The organism is Streptomyces sp. NPDC005566 (assembly GCF_040605575.1).
In the GTDB taxonomy this organism is placed as follows: domain Bacteria; phylum Actinomycetota; class Actinomycetes; order Streptomycetales; family Streptomycetaceae; genus Streptomyces.
This window is the reverse complement of the sequence record NZ_JBEXDB010000006.1, coordinates 245,964-271,856: the sequence shown is the minus strand read 5'-3', so window position 1 is coordinate 271,856 and position 25,893 is coordinate 245,964. Positions and strand designations below refer to the sequence as shown.

The window sequence follows — 25,893 nt, the reverse complement described above, 5'->3', positions numbered from 1 at the left end:
GTTCTCAACGAGAAACCCGGAACTGCGTCCCGTACATATGGAGGAGTCGGCAGCCCACCCGGCAGCCGCAGCGCACGCCTCCTGGCCAACCATCCGAGAGGGAAACTCCATGACCGCCTCGCACCTGCTCGTCCCCGTGCCGATCCCGGACCGGGTCGCCGCGCTGATCGGGTCCTGCATCCCGCCGCACATCCTGCAGGCGGAGTTCGACGCCGACTGCGCGGCCCGCGAGGTCCGCAGGTTCCGTGGACCGCGCCTGGGGATCGAGGACCAGGCGGACCGTGAGCAGGCACTGTCCGAACTGGCGCAGGCCAACAAGGTGCTCGCAGCTCATCACCCCCGGCTCGCGGTCCTGCCGGGCGGCGCCTGGTAGTGCTTGCGAAGAAGGCGACGGCACCCTTACCTTACTCCAAAGTAAGTTTACTCCGGAGTAAGGAACTGGCGTGCCCGACGACACCAGCGGCAACCTCACCGACGACCTGGCCGGGCTCGACTTCGCGGCCGTCTCCCCCGAGGAGTTCGCGCGGATCATCAAGAACCTGTCCGCCAAGCAGCTCGGCGAGGTCATGCGCGGAGAACTGCGCACCCGGGTACTGCGCGAGGTCTTCGGCCGGATGCGGCAGCAGTTCCGGCCCGAGGCGGCCGGTCAGCTCAAGGCCCTGATCCGCTGGAAGATCACCGGCGAGACCGACGAGGTCTACGAGACCTCGATAGCCGACGGCCGGTGCACCGTGAGCGAGGGCCGTTCCGACGGCGAGCCCCGTACGACGCTGGTGCTGGGCGATGCGGAGTTCCTCAAGCTCGTCTCCGGCAACGCCAACCCCGTGACGATGTTCATGACGCGCAGACTGAAGATCGCCGGTGATGTCGGCCTGGCTTCGGGACTCACCCGCTACTTCGACATTCCGAAGGCCTGAGCCCATGAGCTACTTCTCCCTCGCCCTCACCGAGGAACAGCAGGATCTGCGCGACTGGGTACACGGCTTCGCCGCCCAGGTGGTGCGCCCGGCGGCGGCCGAATGGGACGCCCGGGAGGAGACCCCGTGGCCCGTCATCCAGGAAGCGGCCCGGATCGGTCTGTACGGATTCGAATCGCTGGCGGACATGTACGGGGACCCCAGCGGCCTCTCCCTCCAGATCGCCAACGAGGAGCTGTTCTGGGGCGACGCCGGTATCGGCATGGCTCTCTTCGGTACCTCTCTCGCGGTGGCCGGGATCTTCGCCTCCGGCACTCCCGACCAGCTCGCCGAGTGGGTCCCGCAGTGTTTCGGCGACGAGGACGACCCGAAGGTCGCGGCCTTCTGCGTGTCCGAGCCACAGGCCGGATCGGACGTCTCCGCCATGGCCACGAAGGCCCGTTACGACGAGGCCAAGGACGAGTGGGTGCTCTCCGGCCAGAAGGCGTGGATCACCAACGGCGGGATCGCCGAGATCCATGTGGTCGTCGCCACGGTCGAGCCCTCGCTCGGCGCCCGCGGGCAGGCGGCGTTCATCGTGCCGCCCGGCACCGCGGGCCTGGAGGCGAGCCGCACCATCAAGAAGCTCGGCCTGCGCGCCTCGCACACCGCGGATGTCTTCCTCGACGACGTGCGCGTGCCGGGCCACTGTCTGCTGGGCGGCAAGGAGAAGCTCGACGCCCGGCTCGCCCGCGCCCGCGAGGGCGGCAACGCCAAGGGGCAGGCGGCGATGGCGACCTTCGAGGTCAGCCGCCCCACCGTGGGCGCCCAGGCGCTGGGCATCGCGCGGGCCGCGTACGAGTACGCGCTGGAGTACGCGGGACAGCGGGAGGCGTTCGGCCGGCCGATCATCGAGAACCAGTCGATCGCCTTCGCTCTCGCCGACATCCGTACCGAGATCGAGTCCGTACGTCTGCTGATCTGGCAGGCGGCCTGGATGGCCCGCAACGACCGGACCTTCGATGCCGGCCAGGGCTCCATGTCCAAGCTGCGCGCGGGTGAACTCGCCGTTTCCGCAACGGAGAAGGCCGTCCAGATCCTCGGCGGCGCCGGGTACAGCAGGGAGCACCCCGTGGAGCGGATGTACCGCGACGCCAAGATCTACACGATCTTCGAGGGGACCAGCGAGATCCAGCGTCTGGTCATCGCACGGGCCATCTCCGGGCGCCACATCCGCTGAGGGCCGTCCCGTGGTCCCGGTCGCGCACCCTCTGCCGTCCGTGCACCCCTGAACCGGGTGCACGGACGACATCCGTACGCACATCGACCGAGCTCCTGCGGCTCAGTCACCGACGGGGGTGAACCGCACCGGGAGCGACCCCGGGCCCCTGGTGAAGACTCCCTGCTCGGCCGGTACGAAGCCGTCGGCGAGCCGGAGGTCCGGCATCGCGTCGAGCAGCTGGTTCACCCCGGTCTCCACCTCCGCCCTGGCCAGCAGCGCGCCCACGCAGAAGTGCCGGCCGAGTGCGAACGCCAGGTGGTCGGCCGCGGCGGAGAACGCGGTGGTACTGGTCAGGTCCGTACGGAAGATGTCGAAGCGGTCCGGTTCGCGGTAGCGGTCGGCGTCGCGGTTGGCCGAGCCGATCAGGCAGGTGACGGTGGCTCCCGCGGGAACGGTGCCGCCGGTCAGCTTCACCTCGTGCGCCGTCTGCCGCATGATCATGTGGACCGGCGGGGTGTAGCGCAGGGTCTCGGCGAAGGCCCGGTCGACCAGTGACCGGTCCGCGCGGACTGCGGCGAGTTGCTCGGGGTGGGCCAGCAGATTGGCGAAGATCGAGGCGATGGCTTTGTCGGTGGTCTCCCCGCCCGCCGCGAGGAGCAGGCTGCAGAAGGCCTTGATGTCCTCGTCGCTCATCCGGACGCCGTCGACCTCGGCGGCGCAGAGTGCGGAGAGCAGATCGTCGCCGGGCGCCTTCCTGCGTTCCTGGATGACCGGGATCATGTAGGCGGCGAACTCATGCCGGGTCCGCTCGCCGGCCGCCGCGACATCGGGGTCGGCCGCGAGGTTGCCGAGGAACGCGATGACGGTGGTGTACCAGCCGTGGAAGCGTGCGTGGTCCGTCCTGTCCAGGCCGAGCATGTCGGCGATCACGAGGACCGGGAAGCGGGTGGCGAAGGACTCCACGAGGTCGGTCTCGCCGCTGTCCCGGAACGCGTCGATCAGTTCGCGGGCGTTGCGCTCGATGACGGGCAGGAACTTCTCCTGGAGGTCGGCGCCGCGGAAGGCGGGGGCGACCAGGGCCCTGCGCACGGCGTGTTCGCGGCCGCTGAGCTGGAGGATCGTCCGGCCGTGGACGGGCTCGAGCTGCCAGTCGTAGTTCTCGGTGGTGAACTCCTGGGCCTTGTCCTTGAAGACCCGCTCGACGTCCTCGTACCGGGAGACGAGGTAACTGTCGGTGGCCTCGTGCCGGAGCAGCGGGGCACTCTCGCGCATCGTGCGGTAGGCCCCGTAGGGGTCGGCGGCGAAGGCGGGAGAGAGAATATCGGGCAGTGGCAACGCTTGGGACACGTGTGACTCCTGTGGGGCAGACATCAGTACGTTCCGGGGTTGTGAACGAGCTTGCCCTACAAGGCTATTGACCGGCTGTCCGATCCACACCCCCCGGGGGAACGTCATGCACACCTCATCCGGCCGGCCACGCGCGTCCGTGCTGTTCGTCACCGATCTCGCCTACGAGGCCCGCGGCCGCCGCTACTGCGACGAGGACATCTTCCTGACGTCCAGGCTGCGCGAGGAGTTCGATGTCGCGCTCTGTCACCCCCGGGACGCGGAAGCGCTGCTGGGCGGGTTCGACGGGGTGGTCGTGCGCAACAGCGGCCCGGTGCTGCACTACCAGGAGGCGTACGACGCGTTCTGTGCGCGGGCGCGGGAGCGGGGAGCCCGGGTCTACAACACGCTCGACGGCCGCGGGGACATGGGAGGCAAGCAGTACCTCGTCGATCTGAGCCGGGCCGGATTTCCCGTGATCCCCACCGTGGACCGTGCGGCGGATCTCGGGCTGCTGCCCGAGGCCTCCGAGTACGTGGTCAAGCCGAAGCTGGGTGCGGACTCGGTGGGCCTGCGGTTCACCCGGGACCCGGAGCTGCCTGCGGGGACCGACGGCACACTGCTCGTCCAGCCGAGGATCGACTTCCGCTACGAGGTGTCCTTCTACTTCGTCGACCGGGACTTCCAGTACGCGCTGAACGCGCCGCACCCGGATCGTCGCTGGGTACTGGAGCCGTACGCCCCGAGCCCGGCGGATCTGGACTTCGCGCGTCGCTTCGTGGAGTGGAACAGCCTCACGCACGGCATCCAGCGGGTCGACGCCTGCCGGACGGCGGAGGGCGAGCTGCTGCTCGTCGAGCTGGAGGACCTCAATCCGTACCTCTCGCTCGACCGTGTCACGGAGCCGGTCCGGGAGGCGTTCGTGGCCCGGATGAAGACCTCCGTACGGGAGCTGCTCGCCTGACCCGTCCGGCCTTCGCCCGCATGCGTGGGGCAGGCACCGGTGTGAGGGTGCAAGCGTGACCACTGCCAGCGAGACCGCCCCCGCCGTGCAGAGTGCCGCCGCTCCGCCCGTGCTCGATCCGCGCCGCAGGAACATCGTCTTCGCGACGATCGTGCTCGGGATCCTGCTGGCGGCCCTGGACCAGACGATCGTGGGGACGGCGCTGCCCACCATCGTCTCGGACCTCGGCGGCGCGGCACACATGTCGTGGGTCGTCACCGCCTATCTGCTGGCGGAGACCGTGGCGACGGTCCTGGTCGGCAAGTTCGGTGACATGTTCGGCCGGAAACTGATCTTCCAGATCTCGGCGATCATCTTCATCACCGGCTCGTTCCTCTGCGGCCTGGCGTCGAACATGCTGCTGCTGATCATCTGGCGCGGTCTGCAGGGGATCGGCGCGGGCGGTCTCATGGTCACGTCGATGGCGCTGATCGCCGATGTCATCCCGCTGCGCGACCGGGGCAAGTACCAGGGGGCGATCGGAGCGGTCTTCGGTGTGGCCACGGTGGTGGGACCTTTGCTGGGAGGTCTGTTCACCGACCACCTGACCTGGCGCTGGGCGTTCTACGTCAACGTGCCGATCGCGATCGTGGTCGTCATCGCCGCCGCCCGCAACATCCCGGCGGTCAGGGCGGCCGGACGGCCGGTCATCGACTACCTGGGCATCGCGCTGGTCGCGGTCGGCGCCAGCGCGCTGATCCTGGCGACGAGCTGGGGCGGCAACGAGTACGCCTGGGGTTCCCCGGCCATCATCGGTCTGTTCCTCTGCGGTCTCGTCGCGCTGACCCTGTTCTGCCTGGTGGAGGTGCGGGCGAAGGAGCCGATGCTGCCGATGCGGCTGTTCCGGAACCCGGTGTTCACGGTCTGCTCCATCCTGAGCTTCATCGTGGGCTTCGCGATGCTCGGCGCGATGATCTTCCTGCCGACGTACCTGCAGTACGTGGACGGGGACTCGGCCACGCTGTCCGGGGTGCGGACCCTGCCCATGGTGATCGGGCTGCTGGTGGCCTCGATCTTCAGCGGCAACGTGGTCAGCAAGACCGGCCACTACCGGATCTTCCCCATCGTGGGTTCGCTCGTCATGGCGGTCGGTCTCTTCCTGATCTCCCGGATGGGCCCGGACAGCGGGGTGTGGCTGGAGTCGCTGTACATGCTGGTGCTGGGCGCGGGAATCGGTCTGTCGATGCAGGTGCTGACGATCGCCGTGCAGAACACCGTCGACTACGCGGATCTGGGCACGGCGACCTCCGGCGTCACCTTCTTCCGTACCCTCGGCAGCTCATTCGGTACGGCGGTGTTCGGCACGATCTACGCCAACGCGCTCACGCCGAACCTGAAGGAGGGGGTCGCGGAGGCCGCGCAGGCCGGCGGTGACCCCGCGGTACTGGCGCGGGCCGCCGAGAGCCCTCAGGCCCTGCACGCACTGCCCGCCGAACAGGCGGCCCCGCTGGCACAGGCGTACGCGGACACGCTGCACACGGTCTTCCTGTGGACGGTCCCGGTCGCCCTGATCGGATTCGTCGTATCGCTCTTCCTCAAGCAGGTGAAGCTGCGCGACAGTGCGCGGGCGAACTCGACCGACATGGGTGACGGCTTCGCCCAGCCGAGCACCGGGGACTCGGCGAAGGTGCTCGAGTTCGCCGTGGCCAGGATCCTGCACGAGGCAGGTCCGGACACGGCCCGGCGGATCGTCGCCGGCTCCGACACACGACTCGACATGGCGGGGGCGTGGGCGGTGATGCAGGTCGACCTCTTCACCCGGATGGTGGGCCACGCCGGCCTGCGTCTGATCGCGACCCGGCACCGGATCCCGCCCGAGGTGCTGGTGCCTGTCTTCGACCGGATGATCGAGGAGGGCTACCTGACCGGGAACGGCCACCTCTTCACCCACACGGCGGCAGGCCGTCGGGAGGCCGCCACTCTCTCCGACGCCTGGGGTCGCTGGCTCAACGACCGCCTGGCCGAGGACGGCGCCCGGCCCGACGACGGGCAGTTGCGTGCGGCGGTCGATGTGATCGCCAAGCGGCTGCTGGCGGAGGATCTGGCGCAGGAGCTGGCACCGGGTCAGCGCGCGGTGGCCACGGTCTGATCCAAGGACGGGGTCTGATCCGAGCGAGGACGTGGTCAGAGCTCCCAGGACCGGAGGCGGTCGCGGGCCTCCCACTCGGGACGGAGCAGAGCGAGGGCCGCCAGGTCGTGGCGGCGGCCGCGGTGCAGGCAGGCCGAGCGGCGTACGCCCTCGTGGACGAAGCCCGCTGCGGTGAGCACGGACAGGGCCCGGGTGTTGTCGCTGTGGGTGAACGCTTCGACCCGGTGCATCGGCAGTTCACCGAAGGCCAGGTCGGTGAGCGCGTCGAGGGCGGCCACCCCGTGGCCTTCGGCCCGGTGCTCGGGGGCCACCATCAGGTAGGCCTCGGCGGTGCTGTCGGCCGGCTGCTGGTCGTGCAGGGCTATGAGGCCGATCGGGGTGCCGTCCGGGAGGAGAAGCAGGAAGTCGTCACGCGAGTCGTCGTCGAGGTTGCGTTCGATGCGTTCGCGGAGCCCGTACAGCGAAGTGGGCCAGGCACCCGTCTCGTGCGCGGCCGGCGGGTCGGAGCGCCAGTGCTGGATCAGCTCGGCGTCCTCGATCTCCAGCGGGGTGAAAGCGAGACCCCGGCCACGCCAGCAGCGTGCTCGTTCGTCGGCCGGGTCCGTCCCGTTCTCGCTCATGCGCGGATCGTACGGTCGGCGGCGCGGCCGCGTACATCGGGTTTCTCAGTCGACGAAGACCGCCGCCGAGTAGACCCACAGCCCTTCTTGTCGGACGAAACGGCTCTGCTCGTGGAGCGAGTCGGGACTGCCGTCGTACGTGTAGTGGGCGCGGAAGGTGACCGTGCCCGTGGAGTGGAAGGCGCTGCCTTCGGTCGTGTCCAGGATGTCCAGGCCCACCCAGCGCATCGCCGGGTCGAAGTCGATGGCGGGCGGTCGGGTGTCGGGGTGCCAGGTGCGCAGGAGGTATGCGGCGTCCCGGACGACGAACGCCGCGTACCGGCTGCGCATCAGCTCCTCGCAGGACCTCGCCTTGGTCGTGCCTGCGTGCAGGCGGCCGCAGCAGTCCCCGTAGGTGGCCTGCAGGCCGCACGGGCATGGGGACGCGGGGGTGATCTCCGGGGCACTCGTTCCGGGGGCGACCGTTCGCCGCGGGCGTGAGGGGCGTCGTGACATACCCCCATTGTGACCCGCTGCCCGGTGCGGGTTCCCGGACCGGGCAGCGGGGCCCGAGGTCAGGGCTTGCGTGCCACGCCCGCGTAGCCGGGGATCGGCTCGTCGCCCGGGACGTCGATGACCTCGCCGAGTTCCGGATGCCAGTCGGAGGAGAGCGAGACGCCCGGCTCGACGAGCTCGAGCCCGTGGAAGAACTCGGTGAGTTCGGCGCGCGAGCGGGGCCGCAGGGTCATGCCGCGGGCCCTGTACATGGCACGGGCCTGGGCGGCGCCTTCCGGGTTGAAGTCGCCGGTGGTCTGCGACAGCACCAGGTAGCTGCCGGAGGGGAGCTGTTCCACCAGCCGGTCGACGAGCTCGGCGGCACCGTCCTCGTCGTCCAGGAAGTGGAGCAGCGCGAGCAGGGACAGGGCGATCGGCTCGGTGAAGTCGAGGACCTTGCCGGCCGCTTCCAGGATGGACTCGGGCCGGCGGGCGTCGGCCTGGATGTATTCGGTGGCGCCCTCGGGAGTGGAGCGCAACAGGGCCGCCGCGTGCGCGAGCACGATCGGGTCGTTGTCGCAGTAGACGACGCGCGCGGCCGGGACGGCCTGCTGGGCGATCTGGTGGAGGTTCGGCTCGGTGGGTATGCCCGAACCGATGTCGAGGAACTGGTGGACGCCGTTCTCGGTGAGCCAGCGGGTGGCGCGGTGCATGAAGGCCCGGTTGACCCGGGCCATGTCGCGGCCGCGGGAGTCCAGCGCGAGTAGTTGCTCGGCCATCTGTTCGTCGACCGGGTAGTTGTCCTTGCCGCCGAGGAACCAGTCGTACATTCGCGCGGGATGCGGCTTGCTGGTGTCGATCTCGACGGCTGAGGGGTCGATCCCGGTCATGGCGCGCTCCGTTGGTCGGCGGTAACGGCGAACAGCGTTTCGATCGACAATATATGTGGCGGTATGTCAGGTGAGGAGGAAGTCGGCCTGACCCGCCTTGGCCCCTTGGATGAAGGCGGCGATCTCGCCGTTGGAGTAGATGAGGGCGGGGCCGTCGGGATCCGCGGACTGGCGGACCGCCACTCTGCCGTCGGCCAGCTTCATGGCCTCGATGCAGTTGCCCCCGTTACCACCGCTCCACGGCTTGTACCAGCCCTCGGAGCCGAGATCGGCGGCCGGCATGCCGTTGTATATGTGGTTCATCACAGCTCCTTGCGGAAGTCCCTGAGGATTTCCTTCGTGCGTTGTGCAGTTGCGGCCTGAGCCGCCATGCGGTCCATGACCTCGAGGTAGGAAGCCACCTCGGGGCGCGCGTCGAAGTAGACGGCGCCGGTCAGGTACTCGCTGTACACCATGTCGGGCAGTTCGGGGACGGCGAAGCGGAAGAGGACGAACGGCCCGTAGGTGCCCGGGTGGTGGCCGGTGGCGAACTCCGCGATCTGCAGTGTCACGTTGGGCAGGGCCGTCGCCTCGAGCAGCCGGTCGGCCTGACCCCGCATGACGTCGGGACTGCCGACGGGACGGCGCAGGACGGTCTCGTCCATGACCACCCAGAGTTTCGGCGCGTCCTCCCTGGTGAGCAGCGACTGCCGCTCCATCCGCAGCGCCACATGGCGCTCGATGTCCTCGGGCCTGGTCTGGCCGACCGCCCCGGTACGCATCACGGAGCGCGCGTAGTCCTCGGTCTGGAGCAGACCGGGAACGAAGTGCGGCTCGTAGGTGCGCAGGAGGCTCGCGGCGCCCTCCAGGCTGACGTACATGCTGAACCAGTCGGGCAGTACATCGTGGAAGCGCTGCCACCAGCCCGGCTTGTTGGCCTCTTCCGTGAGTTCGACGAAGGCGTCGGCCTCCTCGTCCGAGATCCCGTAAGCCTTGAGGAGGACCTGGACATAGGGGATCTTCAGCCCGACCTCGGCCGTCTCCATCCTGCGTATCGTCCCGGGAGCGACACGGAGCACCTTGGCAGCCTGGTCGCGGCTCAGTCCGACGCGCTCCCGCAGATCCTGAAGACGCTTGCCGAGAACGACCTGGCCCACGGTCGGGGCGGACCGCGGTTCGCTCACTTCAGACCTCCCGATGCGCTGTTTGCGAGCAGTGTGCCATGCGCATGGCTCCATGGACACAGGCACTCTGAATTTTTCAGAGTGCCTCTTGCCAAGTGTTCATGTCAGAGGGAGAGTTGGGGGGTGAACCAGTTCACGTCGTAGCGCCCGACCTCGTTTCACCACGGTGCGAAGCGTGACGCAGCCCCCACTGTGAGGAATTGGTCGTGGCACCTGGCAGTGCGCTCATCCCCCGGCTCATGGACCTCTGCCCCGGGACGGAAGCGCTCCGTTACTGCTTCGCGCTGTCGGCGCACCCCGAATCGGTGGTGGGTGCGCGGCAGCTGACGCGGGCCCGGCTGTCCGAGTGGCGGCTGAACGGTGACGCCTACGACGCGGCGGTCCTGATCGTCTCCGAGCTCGTCACCAACGCCGTGGTGCACACCGCCAGCGCGCGCGTCGTGTGCGAGCTCCGCTGTTCCGACGGTCAGTTGCGTATATCCGTGCAGGACCAGGGACACCAGCCGGGCGGACCACGGCTGTCCCTCCAGGCCGACGACGAGCACGGGCGAGGACTGCTCCTGGTCGATTCCATGAGTGCCGCCTGGGGTTCGTACGACACGGGGAACGCGTCGGGCCGCATCGTCTGGGCGGAACTGCCGCACAGCTCGGAGCAGCCATGCTGAAGAACGCCCTGTCCCAGCTCCTCGGAGTTCGTAGGTCCCGGCTCGACGAGGACGCCGACGGCCGTATCAGGCTGCCGCTGCCGCCCGCACTCTCGGCGAGCCTCGGCTGCGACGCCGTGGGCGTGCCCGCGCGGTACGGATTCCGGTTGATGTCACATCTGCCCCGCGCCGGGTGCGTGTTCGCCGACGCGGACCAGTGGTGGTGGATCGTGCCGTCGGGTTCGGACCTCGATCTGGACTGGCCGGAGCAGGTCTCGTACGCCACCGGCGCCTACGTTCCGGCCGGCCGCCCCCGGCTGATCCACGCTCCGGACAGCCGCACGCCCTATACGCCACCCATTCCGCTTTTCCTCATGGTGTGCCAGGTCACCGGGGTCGCGCCGTCCTGGGCAGCGGCCGGCCGGCCGAGGGCCGTACCCGCTCCCTGAACCCGGGAGTCCTCGGAAAGGGCGCGCCGAACGGTCAGGGGCGGTCCAGGTACGCGAGCCCCGGGTGCACCTGGGTGTATCCGTCGACGAGGCGGCGGGCCACCGATACGGAGTCGACCAGCGGATGCAGTGCGAAGGCCCGCACGGCCGCGGCGCGTGAACCGGTCTCCGCAGCTTCGAGGACCGCGCGTTCCACGGCCTTGACCGCCGTGACCAGTCCGACGGCATGGTACGGGAGCGGGTCGACGGCCACGGGGTGCGCGCCGTTGGCGTCGACCAGGCAGGGCACCTCGATGACGGCGTCCGCGTCGAGCACCGAAAGGGTCCCCCGGTTGCGGACGTTGAGGATCAGTGAGGTCCGTTCGTTACGGGCGACGGCCCGCATGAGGGCGAGCGCGACCTGTTCGTAGCCGCCGGACTCCAGATCGCTCTCCTCGCGTTCGCCGGCCCCGGCCACGTCCCGGTTCTCCGCCATGTACGTCGCCTCGCGTTCGGCGCGCGTGCGGTCCCAGGTGGTCAGCGCCGGTGCGGCAGGGTCCTTCATCCGCGCGTAGAAGCCCTCCTGCTGGTCGCGGAGGAACGCGCCGCGGGTCTGCTCGGCCTCCTGGTAGGCGCGGACCGCCTCCCGGTTGAAGTAGTAGTAGTGCAGGTACTCGTTGGGAACGGCACCGAGGGAGCGCAGCCAGTCCGTGCCGAAGAGCCTGCCCTCCTCGAAGGAACCGAGCAGAGCCGGATCGGCGAGGAGCCGCGGCAGCTCGTCGCGGCCCTCGATGTGCAGCCCGCGGACCCAACCGAGGTGGTTGAGCCCGACGTAGTCGATCCACGCCCTGTCCGGGTCGGCGCCGAGGACCCGGGCGATCCGGCGGCCGAGTCCCACCGGCGAGTCGCAGATCCCGATGACCCGGTCGCCGAGGTGCCGGGACATGGCCTCGGTGACCAGGCCTGCCGGATTGGTGAAGTTGATGACCCACGCGTGCGGTGCGAGCCGGGCGATGCGCCCGGCGAGCTCGACGGCGACGGGAACCGTCCGCAGCCCGTACGCGATGCCGCCGGCTCCGACCGTCTCCTGTCCCAGGACGCCTTCGTCGAGCGCGACGCGTTCGTCGGCGGCTCGGCCTGCGAGGCCACCGACACGGATGGCCGAGAAGACGAAGTCCGCACCGCGCAGGGCCTCGTCGAGGTCGTCGGTGGCGACGACCGCGGGCGCGTCATGGATGCCGCGGGCCTGTTCGGCGAGGACCCTGGCGACGGCGGTGAGCCGGCCGGTGTCCGTGTCGTACAGGGTCACCCGGGATACGCGGCCCTCGGCATGATCGCCGAGCAGCGCCCCGTACACGAGGGGCACCCGGAATCCGCCACCGCCAAGAATTGTCAGCTTCACGCTGCTCGATGGTACGGGGGCGGCTGCGGCCCGGGGCGCGACGCCCCGGGCCGGGAGGCCCGGGGCGTGCGATGCGTCAGTAGCCGTTCCACCAGCGGGTCACGGCATGCCAGATCCTCGCGGGCCCGCTGCGCTGTGCGGGAATCGCGGGGGCGGCGACCGGTGCGGCCGACGGACCGTCCCGGTGCACGGCGGCCGGCTCGGCGACCGGACCGGCGCCGGGGGCGTAACCGGGTCGCGGTCCCGGCCCGCCGGCCGTCGCGGGCCCCGGTACGGCACCCGACGACACCTCCCAGTCGGTGCGGGGCCGCGGCCTGGCCGACATCGATGTCTGCGGGTCCGCGTCGACCTCCTGCTGCGGGCTCGGCGCGAATTTCACCGGCAGGTCCACCAGATGGCGGCCCATGATGTTGCCGATCCAGTCCAGCTCACTCTCCTCGACGGCGAGCTCGAGGTCCGGCAGCCGCATCAGCAGGGCGTCGACCCCGACATCCGCGATGGCACGCCCGATGTCCTGGCCGGGGCATTCGTGCGGCCCACCGCTGAAGGAGAGGTGGGCGCGGTTGCCCTCCATGTTGGCGGTGAGGTCGGGCCGTACCGACGGATCGGTGTTGGCCGGTGCGATCCCGACGAGGAGGGCGTCACCCGCCTTGATCTGTTGGCCTCCGAGCTCCGTGTCGCCCACGGCCCAGCGTCCGAAGACGGCGGTGAACGGCGGCTCGTCCCACAGGGTCTGCTCCACCGCTTCCGGCACGGTCATGTGCCCACCGCTGAGCCGGGCGCGGAAGCGCGGGTCGGTCAGCACCATGCGGACGACGTTGGCGATCAGGTTCGCCGTCGATTCGTACGCGGCGATGAGGATGAGCCGCAGGTGTTCCGCGACCTCCACGTCGCTGAGCCCCGCGGGATGCTCGACGAGCCAGCCGGTGAAGTCATGGGCGGGTGCCACGCGCCGTCGCTCGACGAGCCTCGTCAGAGCGGAGAGCACATAGGCGTTGCTCTCCACGGCTGTGGCCGTGCCCCGGGTCATGTCACGGGCGGCCTGCACCAGCCGGTCGTTGTACTCCTCGGGCATGCCGAAGATCGCGCACATCACCATCATCGGCAGATGGTCGGCGAACTGGCCGACCAGTTCGGCGGAGCCCTTCTGGCAGAAGTCGTTGACGAGGCGGTTACTGAAGCGGTTGACGTGCCGGCGGACGCCGCGGGTGTCGATACGCGCCATGCTGTCCGTGACCGCGCCGCGCAGTCGTTCGTGGGCCTCGCCGTCGGCGAAGGCGCAGATCGGCTGCCAGGTGAAGATCGGGGCGAGCGGGTGGTCCGGGGCGACACTGCCGTCCTGCAGTGCCCTCCAGCGCCGCGAGTCCCGGGAGAACTGCGAGGGCGTCCTGGTCATGTGGAGGTTCTCGCTGTGGCCGAGCACGAGCCAGGCGGGTACGTCTCCGTGCAGCAGCACCGGTGCCACCGTGCCGTGTTCGGCACGCAGCTTGTCGTAGAGGCCCGCGGGGTCGTTCTCCGCCTCGGGCCCGTAGAACCGGCGCAGTCCGCCCGGGCCTCGGCCCATCCCGTGGGCCGGGCACTCCGGCGGCGGCACCGGCCCCGTGGCCGCTCCGGGTTCGTGGTGGAAGGGGGTTGTCACAGTCGCTCCAGGGATCGGGCTTCCAAGGTCGGGCGCGGGGGGTGCGGGGCGGGGTGCGCGCAGGTCGGGGGCCTGGGGCAGCCGCGTCCCGCCGTCAGGCGAGCGGAACGGCCAGGCTGTGCAGATAGCGCATCAGGGTCATCAGCACATCGCGGCTGGAGGCACGCAGGCGGGCGTCGCAGTCGATCATCGGCACCTCGTCCGGCAGGTCGAGGGCGTTGCGCAGCGCCTCGACCGGGTGGTGGGGCGCGTCGGGGAAGGTGTTGACGGCGACGACGAAGGGCACACCGCGCTCCTCCAGCCGGCCGATCACGTCGAAGCTGACCTGGAGCCTGCGGGTGTCGATCAGGACGACGGCTCCGAGTGCTCCTTCGAACAGTCCGTTCCACAGGAACCAGAAGCGTTCCTGGCCGGGGGTGCCGAACAGGTAGAGGATCAGTTCCTCGCTGAGGCTGATCCGTCCGAAGTCCATGGCGACCGTCGTCGCGGTCTTGCTCTCCACCCCGACGTTGTCGTCCACGCCGACGCCGGCCTGGGTCATGGTCTCTTCGGTCGTCAGGGGCCGGATCTCGCTCACCGAGCCGACCATGGTCGTCTTGCCGACCCCGAAGCCGCCGACGATGACGACCTTCACCGCGGCCGTGGCCGTGGTGGGAAGGACGTCCTCGCTGCGGGGGCCCGTGATCGTGTCAGAGCTTCTGAAGTCCATGCATCACCGCTTCGAGGAGGGACCGGTCCGGAAGTGCGGCGCGGACGATGGGCGCGCGCGATTCGATCAGTTCGGTCGCCAGGAGTTCCGTCAGGAGCGAGGTGACCACGCTGAAGGGCAGGCTCAGATAGGCCGAGATCTCGGCGACGGACAACGGCGCCCTGCAGAGCCGCAGGATCGCGGCCTGCTCGGGCTGGACCATGGGCGACGGTTCGGCCTGCGCGACGACCATCGTGACCAGGTCGAGCGCCGCCCTTTCACCGTCGGTGTCACCGGTGATCACATACAGCCGTTCCGGGTCGTTCAGTGCCGGATCGGCCTTTCGGCGTTCTCGTCGGGGAGCACTCATCCGGCCTGCCCGTCATGTCGGGGCGGGCTCGTCAGATGGGCTCCGATCCGGACGACCATGTCCCGCATGCGGGCTCCGACCAGTCCGGCATCGACGGTCTCGCCTGCCAGCACCGCGAGGTACGCGCCGGTGCCCGCGGCCATCAGGTAGAAGAACCCACCGGTGACCTCGATGACGACCAGCTTCATCAGACCGTCGCTGTAGGGGATCTCGGTGGCGACCGCGGCGGCCAGACTCTGCAGTCCGGCGCAGGCCGCCGCGAGGCGGTCGGCGACATCGGGGTCACCGCCGTGCCGGGCGATGCGCAGGCCGTCCGAGGAGAGCACCACGATCTGATGGATGCTCGGTACGTCGTCGGCCAGTTCCTTGAGCATCCAGTCCATGTTTGCCCGCTGCTGGATCACTTCAGGTCTCCCTTGTCCCACGCATCGTCAGAGTCTTCGCCGGTCTTCGGTTCCTGAGGCACGCCGTTGACGGCCTGGGTGAAGGCCTCCAGCCAGAGACCGGGCGGCGGTTCCTGGCCGCCCGGCCGTCCGCCGCCGTGGCCGCCCGATCCGTTGTGCGCTCCGGCGGCGGGATCGGCGGCCGGGGCCGCATGCTGCTGCGGGAGGTTGTGCGAGCCGAGCGGGGCGCGACCGCGGCTGCGGCGCTGGGGAAGCCCGCCCTCGGTCCACTCGGTGACCACGATCTCGTCGTCACCCATCGCGGACGCAGCGGCGGCGGGACGCGAGGAGGACGCGGAGGAGGTTCCCGGTGCGGATACCGGCGCGGACGAGGAGCCGGCCAGGGGTGCGCCGACCGACGGTACGGGGCCGGTGGCCGTGGAGCGTGCCCTGCGCTTGCCGGGCGGCGGGACGACGTGCTGGAGCTGCGACATGTCGAGCGAGCTCTGGGGCCGTGAGGTGGCGCCGATGCCGTGCGCGATTCCGGGAGCGGGCCCGGTGGTGATCATGTCGCGCGGAACGATGAGAACGGCGCGGACACCGCCGTACGCGGACTGCCGCAGGGAGACCTGGAGTTGGTACATCCTGGAGAGTCGGCCGACGACGGCCATGCCCAGTCGGGGGGACTCCCCCAGGTCGTTCATGTTGATGCCGGCCTGGGCCTGGGCGAGCATGTTCTCGGCCCTGGCTCGGGCTTCCTCGCTGAGGCTGACGCCGCCGTCCTCGATCTCGATGGCGATGCCGGTCTGCACCTCGACGGCGGTGACGTGCACCCGGGTCTGGGGCGGTGAGTAGCGGGTCGCGTTGTCGAGGAGTTCGGCACAGGCGTGGATGAGCGGTTCGACGGACGTGCCGACGATGGCGACCTTGGCGATCGAGTGCAGGTCGACGCGCTGGTACTCGAGGATCCGGGACATCGCGCCGCGCAGCACGCTGAACAGCGGTACGGGCTTGGGCCACTGGCGGCTGGGCCGGGCACCGCCGAGCACGGCGATGGAGTCGGCGAGGCGCCCGATCAGCGCGGTGCCGTGGTCGATGCGGAGCAGGTCGTCGAAGACCTCGGGGTTGCGCCCGTGGTGGTCCTCCATCTCCCGCAGCTCGCTGGCCTGTCGGTGGACGATCGCCTGGACGCGGCGGGCGACACTGACGAAGGCGCGCTGCGCGGAGTCACGCATCGCCTCTTCGTTGTCGATGATGTCGAGGACCTGGAGGACCAGGGCACGTTGCGCCTTGGGGAGGTTGCGGTAGGTCTCGTCCGCGTCGACGACGTCGCGCATCACCTCCTGCGGCGAGTTGCTCGCGCGCAGCCGGCGGATCGCGGCGGGCAGGAGCTCCTTGGTCAGCCGTACGGTCTCCTGGTCGTGCGCCGCGAGGCGGTGTTCCAGGAAGGCGATGCGCTGTTCGTACTCCGCGCGCTGGACGCGCATCGCGCGGCGGCGGCGGTTCAGTGCGACGGCGAGCACGGCGACCACGACCGTGGCGACCGCACCGCACCAGACGACTGCCGTCCGCGCGTCCCCGGTCAGCGGCACCGCACCGGCGGCGGTGGCGCAGGCCATCAGCAGTACGGGCAACAGCGCGGCGCGGACAACGGGAATGTCTCTGTTTGTCGGCGGTGATTCGACACGAACCATCTAAACCCTCTGGCGGTTGATTCGGCAGGTATACGCACTTGTACGGACAGTTATGAACAAGTGCTCGAATTCATATCAACTCGACTTCACTGAGCGTGAGCCTAGCCAGATCAGAACAGCGCTTCGGCATATTCGCCCAACCCCCTGCACGAGCACTCCGGCGGTAATACACTCACCAGGTTTTGCACTCAACGCCGTCGCGCGTGCGCAGGGAGTAATGGAATACAGGAATCAGCCGAAAGTAGACCCTTGCGTCCTCCTGTGCGGGACAACCCTGCAGGTCGGCCGACGGTGGAGTGACCACGGAAGGCCGAAGTGACGTACTCGAAACGCACATGTGGGCGAATATTCGAGATGTACACGAATCCTTGAACACCGCAGGGCGGGACAAGGGCACATGCGATCGAATCGGATCGAAAGGAGCAGATTCGTGATCGACGGACGGATGTACGGGGAGGTCTCCCCGGTGGTTCCGGCGGCGCGGGGCTACACCATCGAATCGCTCGACACCGGCCTCCGGCTGATGCAGCTGTTCCTCACGCAGGACAGCCTCACCGTCTCCGAAGCCGCCCGTCGCCTGGGCATCGGCAGGTCCACCGCGCACCGCGTGCTCAGCACGCTGGAGGGCCGCGGCTTCGCGGTCCGCGACCCCTCGGGCCGGGGGTACGAAGCAGGGCCGGAACTGCTCCGTCCGGGCCGGCCGGCCGGCTTCGGCCCGGAGGTGCGCGCACAGCTCCGAGCCGTACTCGACGACGCCGTGCGGCGCACCGGGGAGACCGTGCAGAGCGCCGCCCTGATCGGGGATCAGGTGATCGTCACCGACGGCCGCGAGTCCCCGCACCCGGTGCGCGTGATGCTGGAGACGGGTCGGGCCCACCCCGCCCATGCCACCGCCGCCGGGAAGGTTCTGCTGGCCCGGATGACCGTCGAGCAGGTCTGCGCCCTCTACCCGCAGGAGCGGCTGCCCGCGCTCACCGCGCACACCCTCGTCTCCCGGAGCGGGCTGCTGGCCGAACTGGCGGAGGTCCGTGAGCTCGGCAGGGCCTTCAGCCGGGGCGAGTCGGTCCTGGGCCTGAACGCCGTCGCGGTGCCCCTGGCCGTACCGGGGCGGCGCGACCGGCTCGCTCTCAGCGCGTCCGCGCCCGCCGACCGCGGTGGCGACGCGGCACTCGCCGAACGGGCGGCGCAGCTGCGGCAGTCGGTCGCACTGCCCGTGGAGGCGAACTGACCGGCCCTCGCGTGTCCGGCGGCGGCCACCGGTGCGGTTACCGCGCCCGGATCAGCGGCGGGATCCGCCGATGCGGCCCTCCAACTGCACCAGCAGCTCGCTGAGCTGCCCGCTGAGCCGTGTACGGGTCCGCTCGTCGAGGCCGGAGAGGACGGTGCGCTCGTAGGCGAGCTGTTCGGGCAGCAGCCGGTCGACCAGCTCGCGGCCCTCGCCGGTCAGCCGGACGTGTGCGACCCGGCGGTCCCGGTCGTCGCCGCGGCGGTCGACCAGGCCGCCCTCCTGCAGGGCGCGGAGCCGCTTGGTCACCGCGGCGCCGGAGGAGAAGGTCTCGCGGGCCAGGTCGCCGGGGGTGAGCTCACGGTCGGTGCGGCGCAGCGCGCCCAGCAGATCGAATTCGGCGCGGGTCAGTCCCGCGGCGCGCAACGGCGCGTCCTCCGCCTGCTGGAGGAGGGCGGCACATCGGTTGATTCGGCCGATGAGTTCCATCGGTCCGGTGTCGAGCTCCGGATTGACGGCGTGCCACTGCCGTACCACCGAGGCCACGATGTCGTCGGTCACACCGCTCCGTTCTCCGGGGGCGGGGTGCCGGGTCCCCGCCGTTGGGCTGTCGCCGCGAGCGTACGGTGTCCCGCGTGCTCCGCCGCCAGCATCTCCTCCTCGGGCAGGGCGCGCTGCCACCACTCCCCCGCCGCGATGTCACCGGCGTCGCGCAGTTCGATGAGGGAGGACGTCAGCCGCCTGCGTGCCAGGTCGAGCGCGCGGGCGTCGGGGGCCGGGTCGGAGATCAGGTCCTCGGCGCGGCCGCGCGCCTCCGCGGTTGCGGTGAGGGCCCGTTCGACGCGGCCCGCGGCACGGCGGTTGGGGACGGCGATCGCGACGAGCAGTCCGACCGCCGCTCCCACGAGCGTGTCCAGGGCGCGGTCGGCGATGAGCCCTCCGGCCGGGTGGGTGTCCGCGAATTCCATGACGAGCAGGGCCATCGGAGTGACGGCGATGGAACCGAGCCAGTAGTTACGGGTGATGAGGGCCTCGGCGGCGAAGTTGAACGCCAGGACGCACAGGATGAGGGCGAGCGGGCCGATCCGGGCGACCGGGATGACGGCGGCGAAGACGAGGACGCCGACGAGGTTACCCACGGTGCGCTGCACGGCCCGGCTCCAGGAGAGCGTCACGTTGGACTGGTACACGGAGGCCGCCGTGACGATGGCCCAGTACGGGTGGCCCACGCCGAGGGCTGAGGACGCGTATCCGGCGAGGGCGCAGCCGATCAGCGTACGGAGAGCGATCGGCAGGACAGGGGAACCGGGGGCGAGTGCGCGCAGGAGCGCGCGACGGGCCTCGCGCCTCTCCCGCCCGGTCCGCCGCCCCGCCCGTTCGGCGTCGATCCCGAAGAGCTGCACGACGGTGCCGGGGGCGGGCGGAGGGTTCGGCACCGGTCCCCGTGCCCGCGTCATCGTCGCCCATGCGCTCAGCTCCCCGGGGACGGGGCCGGATGCGGGGCCGGACCCGGGGAAGGGGCCGGGGTCGCCACCGCCGCCGAGGGTTCGCTCCGCGTGGACCACGAGGCGTTCGAGTTCCTGTCGTGCGGGGGTGGAGCCCCCGGCGGCGAGCAGCGACTGCCAGGCGGCGTGGACGGCGGCGACCGCTGCATGATGGGTGCGCGGGCCGGGCTCGGCCGCGTAGGCCGCGGCTGCGTCGAGTGCGCGGGCGGTGGCGCGCCGCTCCGGGCCTTCCCTGCGCCACAGGGCGGGCCCGACGGTGACCAGCCAGGAGAAGGCTCCGGCCGCCAGCGCCACGGCGAGGTGCCCGGGGATCTGTCCGGGTTGCTGCGGAGCGAAGAGCGCCGCCGAGGTGACGAAGGTGAAGATCAGGTTGCCGGGCGGGCCGATGCGCGAGGCGTCGCAGAAGGTCTTCTGTACGGCCGCGAGCAGCGCGCCGACGGTGATCAGCACGACGGTCGAGTCGGTGGCCGAGGCGGCGATCAGGGCGACGGCGAGGCCGGCGACCATGCCGAGGACCACGCGAACGACGGTGTGGGCCCTGCGCGCGTAGGGCAGGTGGTGCCCGTACAGCGCGCAGAGCGAACCGGCCATCGTGTACATCACGAGGTCGAGGCGGTCCATCGCGTACAGCAGCAGATTCGGCGCCGCCGAGGCGACGACCACGCTCAGCGCGGGCTTGAACCAGATCTCCGCCGGGCTGTTCAGCCGCAGGGTGCCGGCCACCGGCAGCCTGCGGACGGACGGCTTGCGGGGGCGCACTGCTGTATCACTCACCTGAATACGTTAACAGGTATTACACTCGTGAACGATAATCCTCCGGTAGCCCCGCCCACCGTGCGGCCATAGCGTTCTGCACAGCAGCCGTGAACGCGCTCTGCCGCTCGCCCCCTGGAGGAATCGCATGACGCTCGTCGAACCGGTCCCCGGTCGCCCCTGCTGGGTCGAGCTGAGCACGTCGGACGTTACTGCCGCCCAGACGTTCTACGCCGCGCTGTTCGGCTGGCGTTCCGAGACCGACCCGCGTCCCGAAGCGGGCGGGTACACGATGGCGCGCCTCGGCGAGGACGCCGTCGCCGCGCTCACCCCCTCCTACCGGCCGGACCAGACGCCCGCCTGGACCGTGTCCTTCGCGACCGAGGACGCGGACGCCACGGCCGACGCCGTGCGCTCGGCCGGCGGCACGCTGCTGGTGGGGCCGATGGACGTGTTCGACCAGGGCCGATTCGCGGTGGTCGCCGATCCCTCGGGTGCGGTGTTCTCCCTCTGGCAGGCCCGCGCCTTCGCCGGCACGTCGCGCTTCGGCGAACCGGGCACGCTGAGCTGGACCGAGCTGCGCACTCCCGATCCGGCCGGCGCGCTCGCCTTCTACCCGGCCGTGTTCGGCTGGACGGTCAACGCGACCGAGCAGTACACGCACTGGGGTGTGGACGGTGCCGACTTCGGCGGCATGATGGCGATGGGCAGTGAAGAGGGGCAGGGGACTCCCGCGCACTGGTTGCCCTACTTCGCGGTCCCGGACGCGGAGACGACGGCCGCCACCGCCCTGAGCGCGCAAGGCGATCAGCTCATGCCGCCGAGGCGCCTGCCGGGCGGGCGGTGGATCGCCGTGCTCCGCGATCCGCAGGCGGCGGCGTTCGGCGTCCACACGCCGTGACGGACGGGGGCGCGCCCCGCCGGACGGCAGGTGTCCTCACCCGTTCGACAGGCGTTCCCACCGGCCGGCAGGTGTCCTCAGCGGCCTGCGGCCCGAACGGCCTCCGGCGCCCGCAGGCTCTCCGCCGCGTCCGACACCCTCCGCATCAGGTCGAAGAGCACCTGCTGCTCATCGGCGGAGAGCGGGCCGAGGAAGACCTGGTTCATCCGCGCCGTGCGCACCGCGAGCCTCCGGTGCGTACGGACGCCGTCGTCGGTGAGCCGCAGAAGGAAGCGCCGCCCGTCGTGCGGGTCGCGCACCTTGTCCAGCAGCTCCCGGCGCAGCAGACGGGTGATCACCTCGGCGACGGTGGACCGGTCGAGCCCGACGCGCTCCCCCACCGTCCGCTGGTCCAGCCCCGGCTCGGCGGTCAGGGCGTTGAGCACGGCGAACTGGGGAGAGGTGATCTCCTCCGAGACCATGGTGTTCCACAGCAGGTGGTGCGCCTGCTGAAGTCGCCGGGCCAGGTGCCCGGGATGGCTGCTCAGGTCGACCGCGGACACGGCACCGTCCTCTTCTGCGCTTCTGTTCGTTGCTGAGACAAGCAGTGTACTGAGCCTCTTGACCTCAGCAACACGCCATGAGTAGCTTCACTCCTGTCGCACATTAATCAGTGCACTGAGCATCTTCGGTCGAGCCTCAACTCTCACGGAGCCGTGACATGACCGCACGTGACACCGCCCGCCCGCTGCCCGACGGGCTGAGCCAGCAACAGATCGACGCCGAGGTGGCCGGGATCCAGGCAGCCGCCCCGGCGGGTGCGCACCATCCGCCGCGCGACTACCCCCCGTACCGCAGCAGCCACTACCGCCATCCGCACCGCCCGCCGGTCCCCGTCCGCGACCCCGAGGCGGTCGAGCTGTCCGGACCCGCTTTCGGCGTCACCGACGTGACCGCTGTGGACCGCGACCTGACCGCGCAGCACCTGGGCGAACCGCTCGGCGAGCGCATCACCGTCCAGGGCCGGGTCCTGGACCGCGCGGGGCGCCCCGTGCGCGGGCAGCTCGTCGAACTGTGGCAGGCCAACGCCTCCGGAAGGTACGCGCACCAGCTCGACCGGCACCCTGCGCCGCTCGACCCCAACTTCACCGGCTTCGGACGCTGTCTGACCGATGCCGAGGGCGGTTACGCGTTCACGACGATCAAGCCGGGCGCCTACCCCTGGCGCAATCACGTCAACGCCTGGCGCCCCGCGCACATCCACTTCTCGCTGTTCGGCACGGCGTTCAGCCAGCGGCTGATCACGCAGATGTACTTCCCGGGCGATCCGCTCTTCCCGTACGACCCGGTACTCCGCTCGGTCACGGACTCCGCTGCCCGTGACCGGCTCGTCGCGTCGTACGACCACGATCTGTCCGTCCCCGAGTGGTCGCTCGGCTACCGCTGGGACATCGTCCTCGACGGTCCGGGCGCCACCTGGACCGAGGAAGGCAGCGCCTCATGACGTACCGCCCCCCGACACCGTCCCAGACCGTGGGCCCCTTCTACGGATACGCGCTGCCCTTCACCGGGGGCGGCGACATCGCCCCGGCCGGCCACCCGGACACGGTCACCGTGCACGGGGTCGTGCGCGACGGCACCGGCGCCCCCGTTCCCGACGCGGTCGTGGAGACGTGGCAGCCGGCTCCGGACGGATCGCGTACCGGGCGCCCCGGGTCGCTCCGCCGTGATGCGGCCACAGGCCGGGTCATCGGGCGCAACGGCGTGGACTTCACCGGTTTCGGCCGTGTGCCGACCGACGCGGACGGGCACTGGGCCGTGCGGACCCTGCCGCCCGGCGGCGTCCCCTACCTCTGTGTCGCGCTCTTCGCCCGTGGTCTGCTGCACCACCTCCACACCCGCGTCTACCTCCCTGACCTGCTCGAGCGGGGCACGGGGATCGCTGACCCGCTGCTGGAGTCGCTGGAGCCCGAGCGCCGCGCCACACTGATCGCGACACACACGGACCCGCGCACCTACCGCTTCGACATCCGTCTCCAGGGCGACGGCGAGACGGTCTTCCTGGAGTTCAGCTGATGTACGAGAGCGATGCCGGGCTTCTCGCCCCCGGCCGGGCCGGTTCCCCCGCCGAGACCGCCACCGGTGACCGTGCCTTCCTGCAGGCGATGCTGGATGCCGAGGCGGCGCTCGCCCGGGCCCAGTCGGACTGCGGCCTCGCTCCTGCCGGGGCCGGCCGGGCGGTGACCGCGGCCGCCGACGCGGGCCGCTTCGACGTACGGGATCTGGCGCTGCGGGCCCGGTCCGGCGGCAATCCGGTCATCCCCCTGGTCGCCGATCTCACCGCGGCGGTCGAGAAGGACGTCCAGCCGTACGTGCACCGGGGCGCGACCAGTCAGGACATCCTGGACACAGCCGCCATGCTGGTCGCGGCCCGGACGCTGGCGCTCGTCATCGACGACCTGCGGCGGACGGCCGCCACGCTGGAGGAGCTGTCCGCCGCACACCGCGACACGCCCATGCCCGGCCGCACCCTGACCCAGCACGCCGTGCCCACGACGTTCGGCCTCAAGGCGGCGGGGTGGCGGTCGCTGGTGCTCGACGCGCGGGACCGGCTGACGGCGGTACGCGACTCACTGCCCGCCCAACTCGGCGGCGCGGCAGGCACCCTGGCCGCCTTCGGGGCCTTCCTTCCGGAGGACGACAGCGAGGCAGGGCTGCCGCTCGTCGCCGCGTACGCACGGGAAGTGGGCCTGGGCGAACCGCTGTTGCCCTGGCACACGCTCCGCACCCCGATCGCCGATCTCGCAGGCGCGCTCGCCTTCACCGCGGGCGCTCTCGGCAAGGCTGCAGCCGATGTCCTCGTCCTGTCCCGTACCGAGATCGGTGAAGTCGCGGAAGGGCGGGGAGGGGGCTCGTCCGCCATGCCGCACAAGGCCAACCCGGTCCGCGCCACCCTGATCGCCGCCGCCGCCCGGCGCGCCCCCGGCATGGCCGCCACCCTCTACGGTTCGCTCGCCGCGGAGGACGAACGGCCGGCCGGCGCCTGGCACGCCGAGTGGGAGCCGTTGCGGGACCTGCTGCGGCTGGTCGGCGGGGCCGCACGGGATGCCGCGGCACTCGCCGAAGGGCTCAGGGTTCTCCCCGCCGTGATGCGGGACCATCTGCGGGTGACCGGCGGGCTGATCGTCTCGGAGCGGCTGGCCGCGGTCGCCGCAGGCCGGGTGGGCCGGGCCCGCGCCGGGGAGATCCTGGCGGGGGCGGCCGGGCGCGCGCGGGACGAGGGCAGGTCCCTCGCGGACGCGCTGGCCGGCGAGCCCGCGTTCGCCGGCCTGGACCTCACCGCACTCACCGACCCCGCCCGGTACACGGGCGCCGCCGGCCCGCTCACCGACCGCGCCCTGGAGCGCCGATGACGACTCCCGCCCGGCTTCCGCACCACCGCATCGAGGGGCCCGCCTCGGCTCCCCCGCTCCTGCTCGGCCCGTCCCTCGGCACGTCCACCGCTCTCTGGGACGGGGTCGCGCCGGAACTCTCCGCGGGCCACCACGTCGTGCGGTGGGACCTCCCCGGACACGGCGGGTCGCCCGCCGGGCTCATCGGCCCCGGCGCCGGGGTCGCGGATCTGGCCGGACTGGTCCTCGCCCTCGCCGACTCGCTGTCCCTGGACCGCTTCTCGTACGCCGGGGTCTCGCTCGGCGGTGCCGTGGGGCTCTGGCTCGCCGTGCACCGTCCTGAGCGGATCGACCGGCTCGCCGTGGTCTGCTCCTCCGCCCGCTTCGGCGACCCCCGCGCCTGGCGTGAGCGGGCTGCTCGCGTGCGTGCCGAGGGCATCGGCCCGGTCGCGGAGGGCGCCGCGGCCCGCTGGTTCACCCCTGGGTTCAGCGAGCCGGGCCTGCTCGACGACCTGCTGGGCGCCGACCCCTCGGCGTACGCCGCGTGCTGCGACGCGCTCGCCTCGTACGATCTGCGCTCCCGGCTCTCACAGGTGCGGGCGTCGACGCTGGTGATCGCGGGCCGCGAGGACCCCGCGACGCCACCCGCGCATGCCAGGGAGATCGCCGACGCGGTTGCGGGCGCGACGCTCCTCGAACTGCCGCACGCCTCGCACCTGGCGCCGGTCGAGCGTCCCCAGGCCGTTCGGGAGGCCATGCGTGCCCACTTCGCGCCCACGGAACGCGGGAGCGGCACCAAGGTGCGGCGCGAGGTGCTCGGCGATGCGCACGTCGACCGGGCGCAGGCCGCCACGACGCCGTTCACCGCCCGGTTCCAGGACTTCATCACCCGCTACGCCTGGGGCGAGGTCTGGACCGATCCGACGCTGTCCCGGCGCGAGCGCAGCCTGATCACCCTCACCGCCCTCGTCGCGCACGGGCACCACGCCGAGCTGGCGATGCACGTCCGCGCGGCGGTACGCAACGGGCTCGGCCCGGAGGAGATCGGTGCGGCCCTCCTGCAGACCGCGGTCTACTGCGGGGTTCCCGCGGCGAATTCGGCGTTCGCCGTTGCCGAGCGGGTGCTGAAGGACATGGAGGGGCCGGACGACGTCCGGGCCTGACGCGGCACGGGAACGCCCCGCCCCCGCACCGGACGTGTGCGAGG

Annotated in this window: 28 protein-coding genes; 13 read left to right on the top strand and 15 right to left on the bottom strand. The window is 70.9% G+C overall.

Features of this window, described 5'->3' with window-relative positions; genetic code table 11:
* The first annotated feature begins 109 nt into the window (after nt 1–109).
* From ABZS61_RS12100 to ABZS61_RS12090, 3 genes are all read left to right on the top strand, one after another.
* On the top strand, nt 110–373 hold the full coding sequence (locus ABZS61_RS12100; RefSeq protein WP_356418238.1) for a hypothetical protein: 264 nt from the start codon (nt 110–112) through the stop codon (nt 371–373).
* Nucleotides 374–443: 70 nt separating this feature from the next.
* Nucleotides 444–917 carry an SCP2 sterol-binding domain-containing protein gene (locus ABZS61_RS12095; protein ID WP_356418236.1) on the top strand — a complete coding sequence of 158 codons (474 nt, stop codon included), beginning with the start codon at nt 444–446 and terminating at the stop codon, nt 915–917.
* Nucleotides 918–921: 4 nt separating this feature from the next.
* Nucleotides 922–2,136: an acyl-CoA dehydrogenase family protein gene (locus tag ABZS61_RS12090; RefSeq protein WP_356418234.1), complete on the top strand. Its 1,215-nt coding sequence runs from the start codon at nt 922–924 to the stop codon at nt 2,134–2,136.
* Nucleotides 2,137–2,238: 102 nt separating this feature from the next.
* On the opposite strand, the gene ABZS61_RS12085 is transcribed toward ABZS61_RS12090, so the two are convergent.
* Complete coding sequence (locus ABZS61_RS12085; protein WP_356418232.1) at nt 2,239–3,465, bottom strand: cytochrome P450; 1,227 nt, start codon at nt 3,463–3,465, stop codon at nt 2,239–2,241.
* A gap of 106 nt (nt 3,466–3,571) precedes the next feature.
* Between ABZS61_RS12085 and ABZS61_RS12080 the strand changes: the two genes are divergently transcribed.
* Both ABZS61_RS12080 and ABZS61_RS12075 read left to right on the top strand, forming a co-directional pair.
* Nucleotides 3,572–4,408, top strand: coding sequence for a hypothetical protein (locus tag ABZS61_RS12080; protein WP_356418230.1), 837 nt, complete (start codon nt 3,572–3,574; stop codon nt 4,406–4,408).
* A gap of 55 nt (nt 4,409–4,463) precedes the next feature.
* A complete protein-coding gene (locus ABZS61_RS12075) occupies nt 4,464–6,536 on the top strand; it encodes an MDR family MFS transporter (RefSeq protein ID WP_356418228.1) in 2,073 nt (690 codons plus the stop codon).
* A 35-nt stretch (nt 6,537–6,571) separates the two neighbouring features.
* On the opposite strand, the gene ABZS61_RS12070 is transcribed toward ABZS61_RS12075, so the two are convergent.
* The 5 genes from ABZS61_RS12070 to ABZS61_RS12050 form a co-directional block, all read right to left on the bottom strand.
* Nucleotides 6,572–7,156 carry a GNAT family protein gene (locus ABZS61_RS12070; RefSeq protein ID WP_356418226.1) on the bottom strand — a complete coding sequence of 195 codons (585 nt, stop codon included), beginning with the start codon at nt 7,154–7,156 and terminating at the stop codon, nt 6,572–6,574.
* A 45-nt stretch (nt 7,157–7,201) separates the two neighbouring features.
* The gene (locus tag ABZS61_RS12065) at nt 7,202–7,651 is read right to left on the bottom strand and encodes a YchJ family metal-binding protein (RefSeq protein ID WP_356418224.1); all 450 of its coding nucleotides are present in this window, start codon (nt 7,649–7,651) and stop codon (nt 7,202–7,204) included.
* Nucleotides 7,652–7,710: 59 nt separating this feature from the next.
* Nucleotides 7,711–8,520, bottom strand: a complete 810-nt coding sequence (locus ABZS61_RS12060; protein WP_356418222.1) for an SAM-dependent methyltransferase — start codon at nt 8,518–8,520, stop codon at nt 7,711–7,713.
* A 66-nt stretch (nt 8,521–8,586) separates the two neighbouring features.
* Nucleotides 8,587–8,823, bottom strand: a complete 237-nt coding sequence (locus ABZS61_RS12055) for a DUF397 domain-containing protein (protein ID WP_030573999.1) — start codon at nt 8,821–8,823, stop codon at nt 8,587–8,589.
* Nucleotides 8,823–9,683, bottom strand: coding sequence for a helix-turn-helix transcriptional regulator (locus ABZS61_RS12050; protein WP_356418219.1), 861 nt, complete (start codon nt 9,681–9,683; stop codon nt 8,823–8,825). Before ABZS61_RS12050 ends, ABZS61_RS12055 begins: the two co-directional genes overlap by 1 nt.
* 206 nt (nt 9,684–9,889) lie before the next feature.
* Here ABZS61_RS12050 and ABZS61_RS12045 point away from each other — a divergent pair, with 206 nt between their 5' ends.
* On the top strand, nt 9,890–10,348 hold the full coding sequence (locus ABZS61_RS12045) for an ATP-binding protein (RefSeq protein WP_356418217.1): 459 nt from the start codon (nt 9,890–9,892) through the stop codon (nt 10,346–10,348).
* A complete protein-coding gene (locus tag ABZS61_RS12040; protein ID WP_356418215.1) occupies nt 10,342–10,776 on the top strand; it encodes a hypothetical protein in 435 nt (144 codons plus the stop codon). The genes ABZS61_RS12045 and ABZS61_RS12040 overlap by 7 nt, the downstream gene beginning before the upstream one ends.
* 34 nt (nt 10,777–10,810) lie before the next feature.
* Here the strand turns inward: ABZS61_RS12040 and ABZS61_RS12035 are convergent, their stop codons facing one another.
* The 6 genes from ABZS61_RS12035 to ABZS61_RS12010 form a co-directional block, all read right to left on the bottom strand.
* A complete protein-coding gene (locus ABZS61_RS12035; RefSeq protein ID WP_356418213.1) occupies nt 10,811–12,157 on the bottom strand; it encodes a 6-phospho-beta-glucosidase in 1,347 nt (448 codons plus the stop codon).
* Nucleotides 12,158–12,233: 76 nt separating this feature from the next.
* Complete coding sequence (locus ABZS61_RS12030; RefSeq protein WP_356418211.1) at nt 12,234–13,796, bottom strand: cytochrome P450; 1,563 nt, start codon at nt 13,794–13,796, stop codon at nt 12,234–12,236.
* A gap of 94 nt (nt 13,797–13,890) precedes the next feature.
* The gene (locus ABZS61_RS12025) at nt 13,891–14,505 is read right to left on the bottom strand and encodes an ATP/GTP-binding protein (RefSeq protein WP_356418209.1); all 615 of its coding nucleotides are present in this window, start codon (nt 14,503–14,505) and stop codon (nt 13,891–13,893) included.
* Nucleotides 14,486–14,854, bottom strand: coding sequence for a DUF742 domain-containing protein (locus ABZS61_RS12020; RefSeq protein ID WP_356418207.1), 369 nt, complete (start codon nt 14,852–14,854; stop codon nt 14,486–14,488). Before ABZS61_RS12020 ends, ABZS61_RS12025 begins: the two co-directional genes overlap by 20 nt.
* On the bottom strand, nt 14,851–15,258 hold the full coding sequence (locus ABZS61_RS12015) for a roadblock/LC7 domain-containing protein (protein WP_356418205.1): 408 nt from the start codon (nt 15,256–15,258) through the stop codon (nt 14,851–14,853). Before ABZS61_RS12015 ends, ABZS61_RS12020 begins: the two co-directional genes overlap by 4 nt.
* Nucleotides 15,255–16,931, bottom strand: a complete 1,677-nt coding sequence (locus ABZS61_RS12010) for an ATP-binding protein (protein WP_356418203.1) — start codon at nt 16,929–16,931, stop codon at nt 15,255–15,257. The genes ABZS61_RS12015 and ABZS61_RS12010 overlap by 4 nt, the downstream gene beginning before the upstream one ends.
* Before the next feature lie 430 nt (nt 16,932–17,361).
* Here ABZS61_RS12010 and ABZS61_RS12005 point away from each other — a divergent pair, with 430 nt between their 5' ends.
* The gene (locus ABZS61_RS12005) at nt 17,362–18,159 is read left to right on the top strand and encodes an IclR family transcriptional regulator (protein ID WP_356418201.1); all 798 of its coding nucleotides are present in this window, start codon (nt 17,362–17,364) and stop codon (nt 18,157–18,159) included.
* A gap of 51 nt (nt 18,160–18,210) precedes the next feature.
* Here the strand turns inward: ABZS61_RS12005 and ABZS61_RS12000 are convergent, their stop codons facing one another.
* Together ABZS61_RS12000 and ABZS61_RS11995 are read right to left on the bottom strand one after the other, a co-directional pair.
* Nucleotides 18,211–18,717 (bottom strand): MarR family transcriptional regulator, encoded by a 507-nt coding sequence (locus ABZS61_RS12000; protein ID WP_356418199.1) that lies wholly within the window; start codon nt 18,715–18,717, stop codon nt 18,211–18,213.
* A complete protein-coding gene (locus ABZS61_RS11995) occupies nt 18,714–20,435 on the bottom strand; it encodes an FUSC family protein (RefSeq protein WP_356418197.1) in 1,722 nt (573 codons plus the stop codon). The genes ABZS61_RS12000 and ABZS61_RS11995 overlap by 4 nt, the downstream gene beginning before the upstream one ends.
* 127 nt (nt 20,436–20,562) lie before the next feature.
* Here ABZS61_RS11995 and ABZS61_RS11990 point away from each other — a divergent pair, with 127 nt between their 5' ends.
* Nucleotides 20,563–21,315 (top strand): VOC family protein, encoded by a 753-nt coding sequence (locus tag ABZS61_RS11990; RefSeq protein ID WP_356418195.1) that lies wholly within the window; start codon nt 20,563–20,565, stop codon nt 21,313–21,315.
* A gap of 77 nt (nt 21,316–21,392) precedes the next feature.
* Here the strand turns inward: ABZS61_RS11990 and ABZS61_RS11985 are convergent, their stop codons facing one another.
* The gene (locus ABZS61_RS11985; RefSeq protein WP_356418193.1) at nt 21,393–21,857 is read right to left on the bottom strand and encodes a MarR family transcriptional regulator; all 465 of its coding nucleotides are present in this window, start codon (nt 21,855–21,857) and stop codon (nt 21,393–21,395) included.
* Between the two features lie 158 nt (nt 21,858–22,015).
* Here ABZS61_RS11985 and pcaH point away from each other — a divergent pair, with 158 nt between their 5' ends.
* Genes pcaH through pcaC form a run of 4 tightly spaced genes read left to right on the top strand, consistent with a single transcriptional unit; the run spans nt 22,016 to nt 25,849 of the window.
* The gene (pcaH, locus tag ABZS61_RS11980) at nt 22,016–22,798 is read left to right on the top strand and encodes a protocatechuate 3,4-dioxygenase subunit beta (protein ID WP_356418191.1); all 783 of its coding nucleotides are present in this window, start codon (nt 22,016–22,018) and stop codon (nt 22,796–22,798) included.
* A complete protein-coding gene (gene pcaG / locus ABZS61_RS11975) occupies nt 22,795–23,370 on the top strand; it encodes a protocatechuate 3,4-dioxygenase subunit alpha (RefSeq protein ID WP_356418189.1) in 576 nt (191 codons plus the stop codon). The genes pcaH and pcaG overlap by 4 nt, the downstream gene beginning before the upstream one ends.
* Nucleotides 23,370–24,707 (top strand): 3-carboxy-cis,cis-muconate cycloisomerase, encoded by a 1,338-nt coding sequence (pcaB, locus tag ABZS61_RS11970; protein ID WP_356418187.1) that lies wholly within the window; start codon nt 23,370–23,372, stop codon nt 24,705–24,707. Before pcaG ends, pcaB begins: the two co-directional genes overlap by 1 nt.
* Nucleotides 24,704–25,849, top strand: coding sequence for a 4-carboxymuconolactone decarboxylase (gene pcaC / locus ABZS61_RS11965; protein WP_356418185.1), 1,146 nt, complete (start codon nt 24,704–24,706; stop codon nt 25,847–25,849). Before pcaB ends, pcaC begins: the two co-directional genes overlap by 4 nt.
* Nucleotides 25,850–25,893 lie beyond the last annotated feature (44 nt).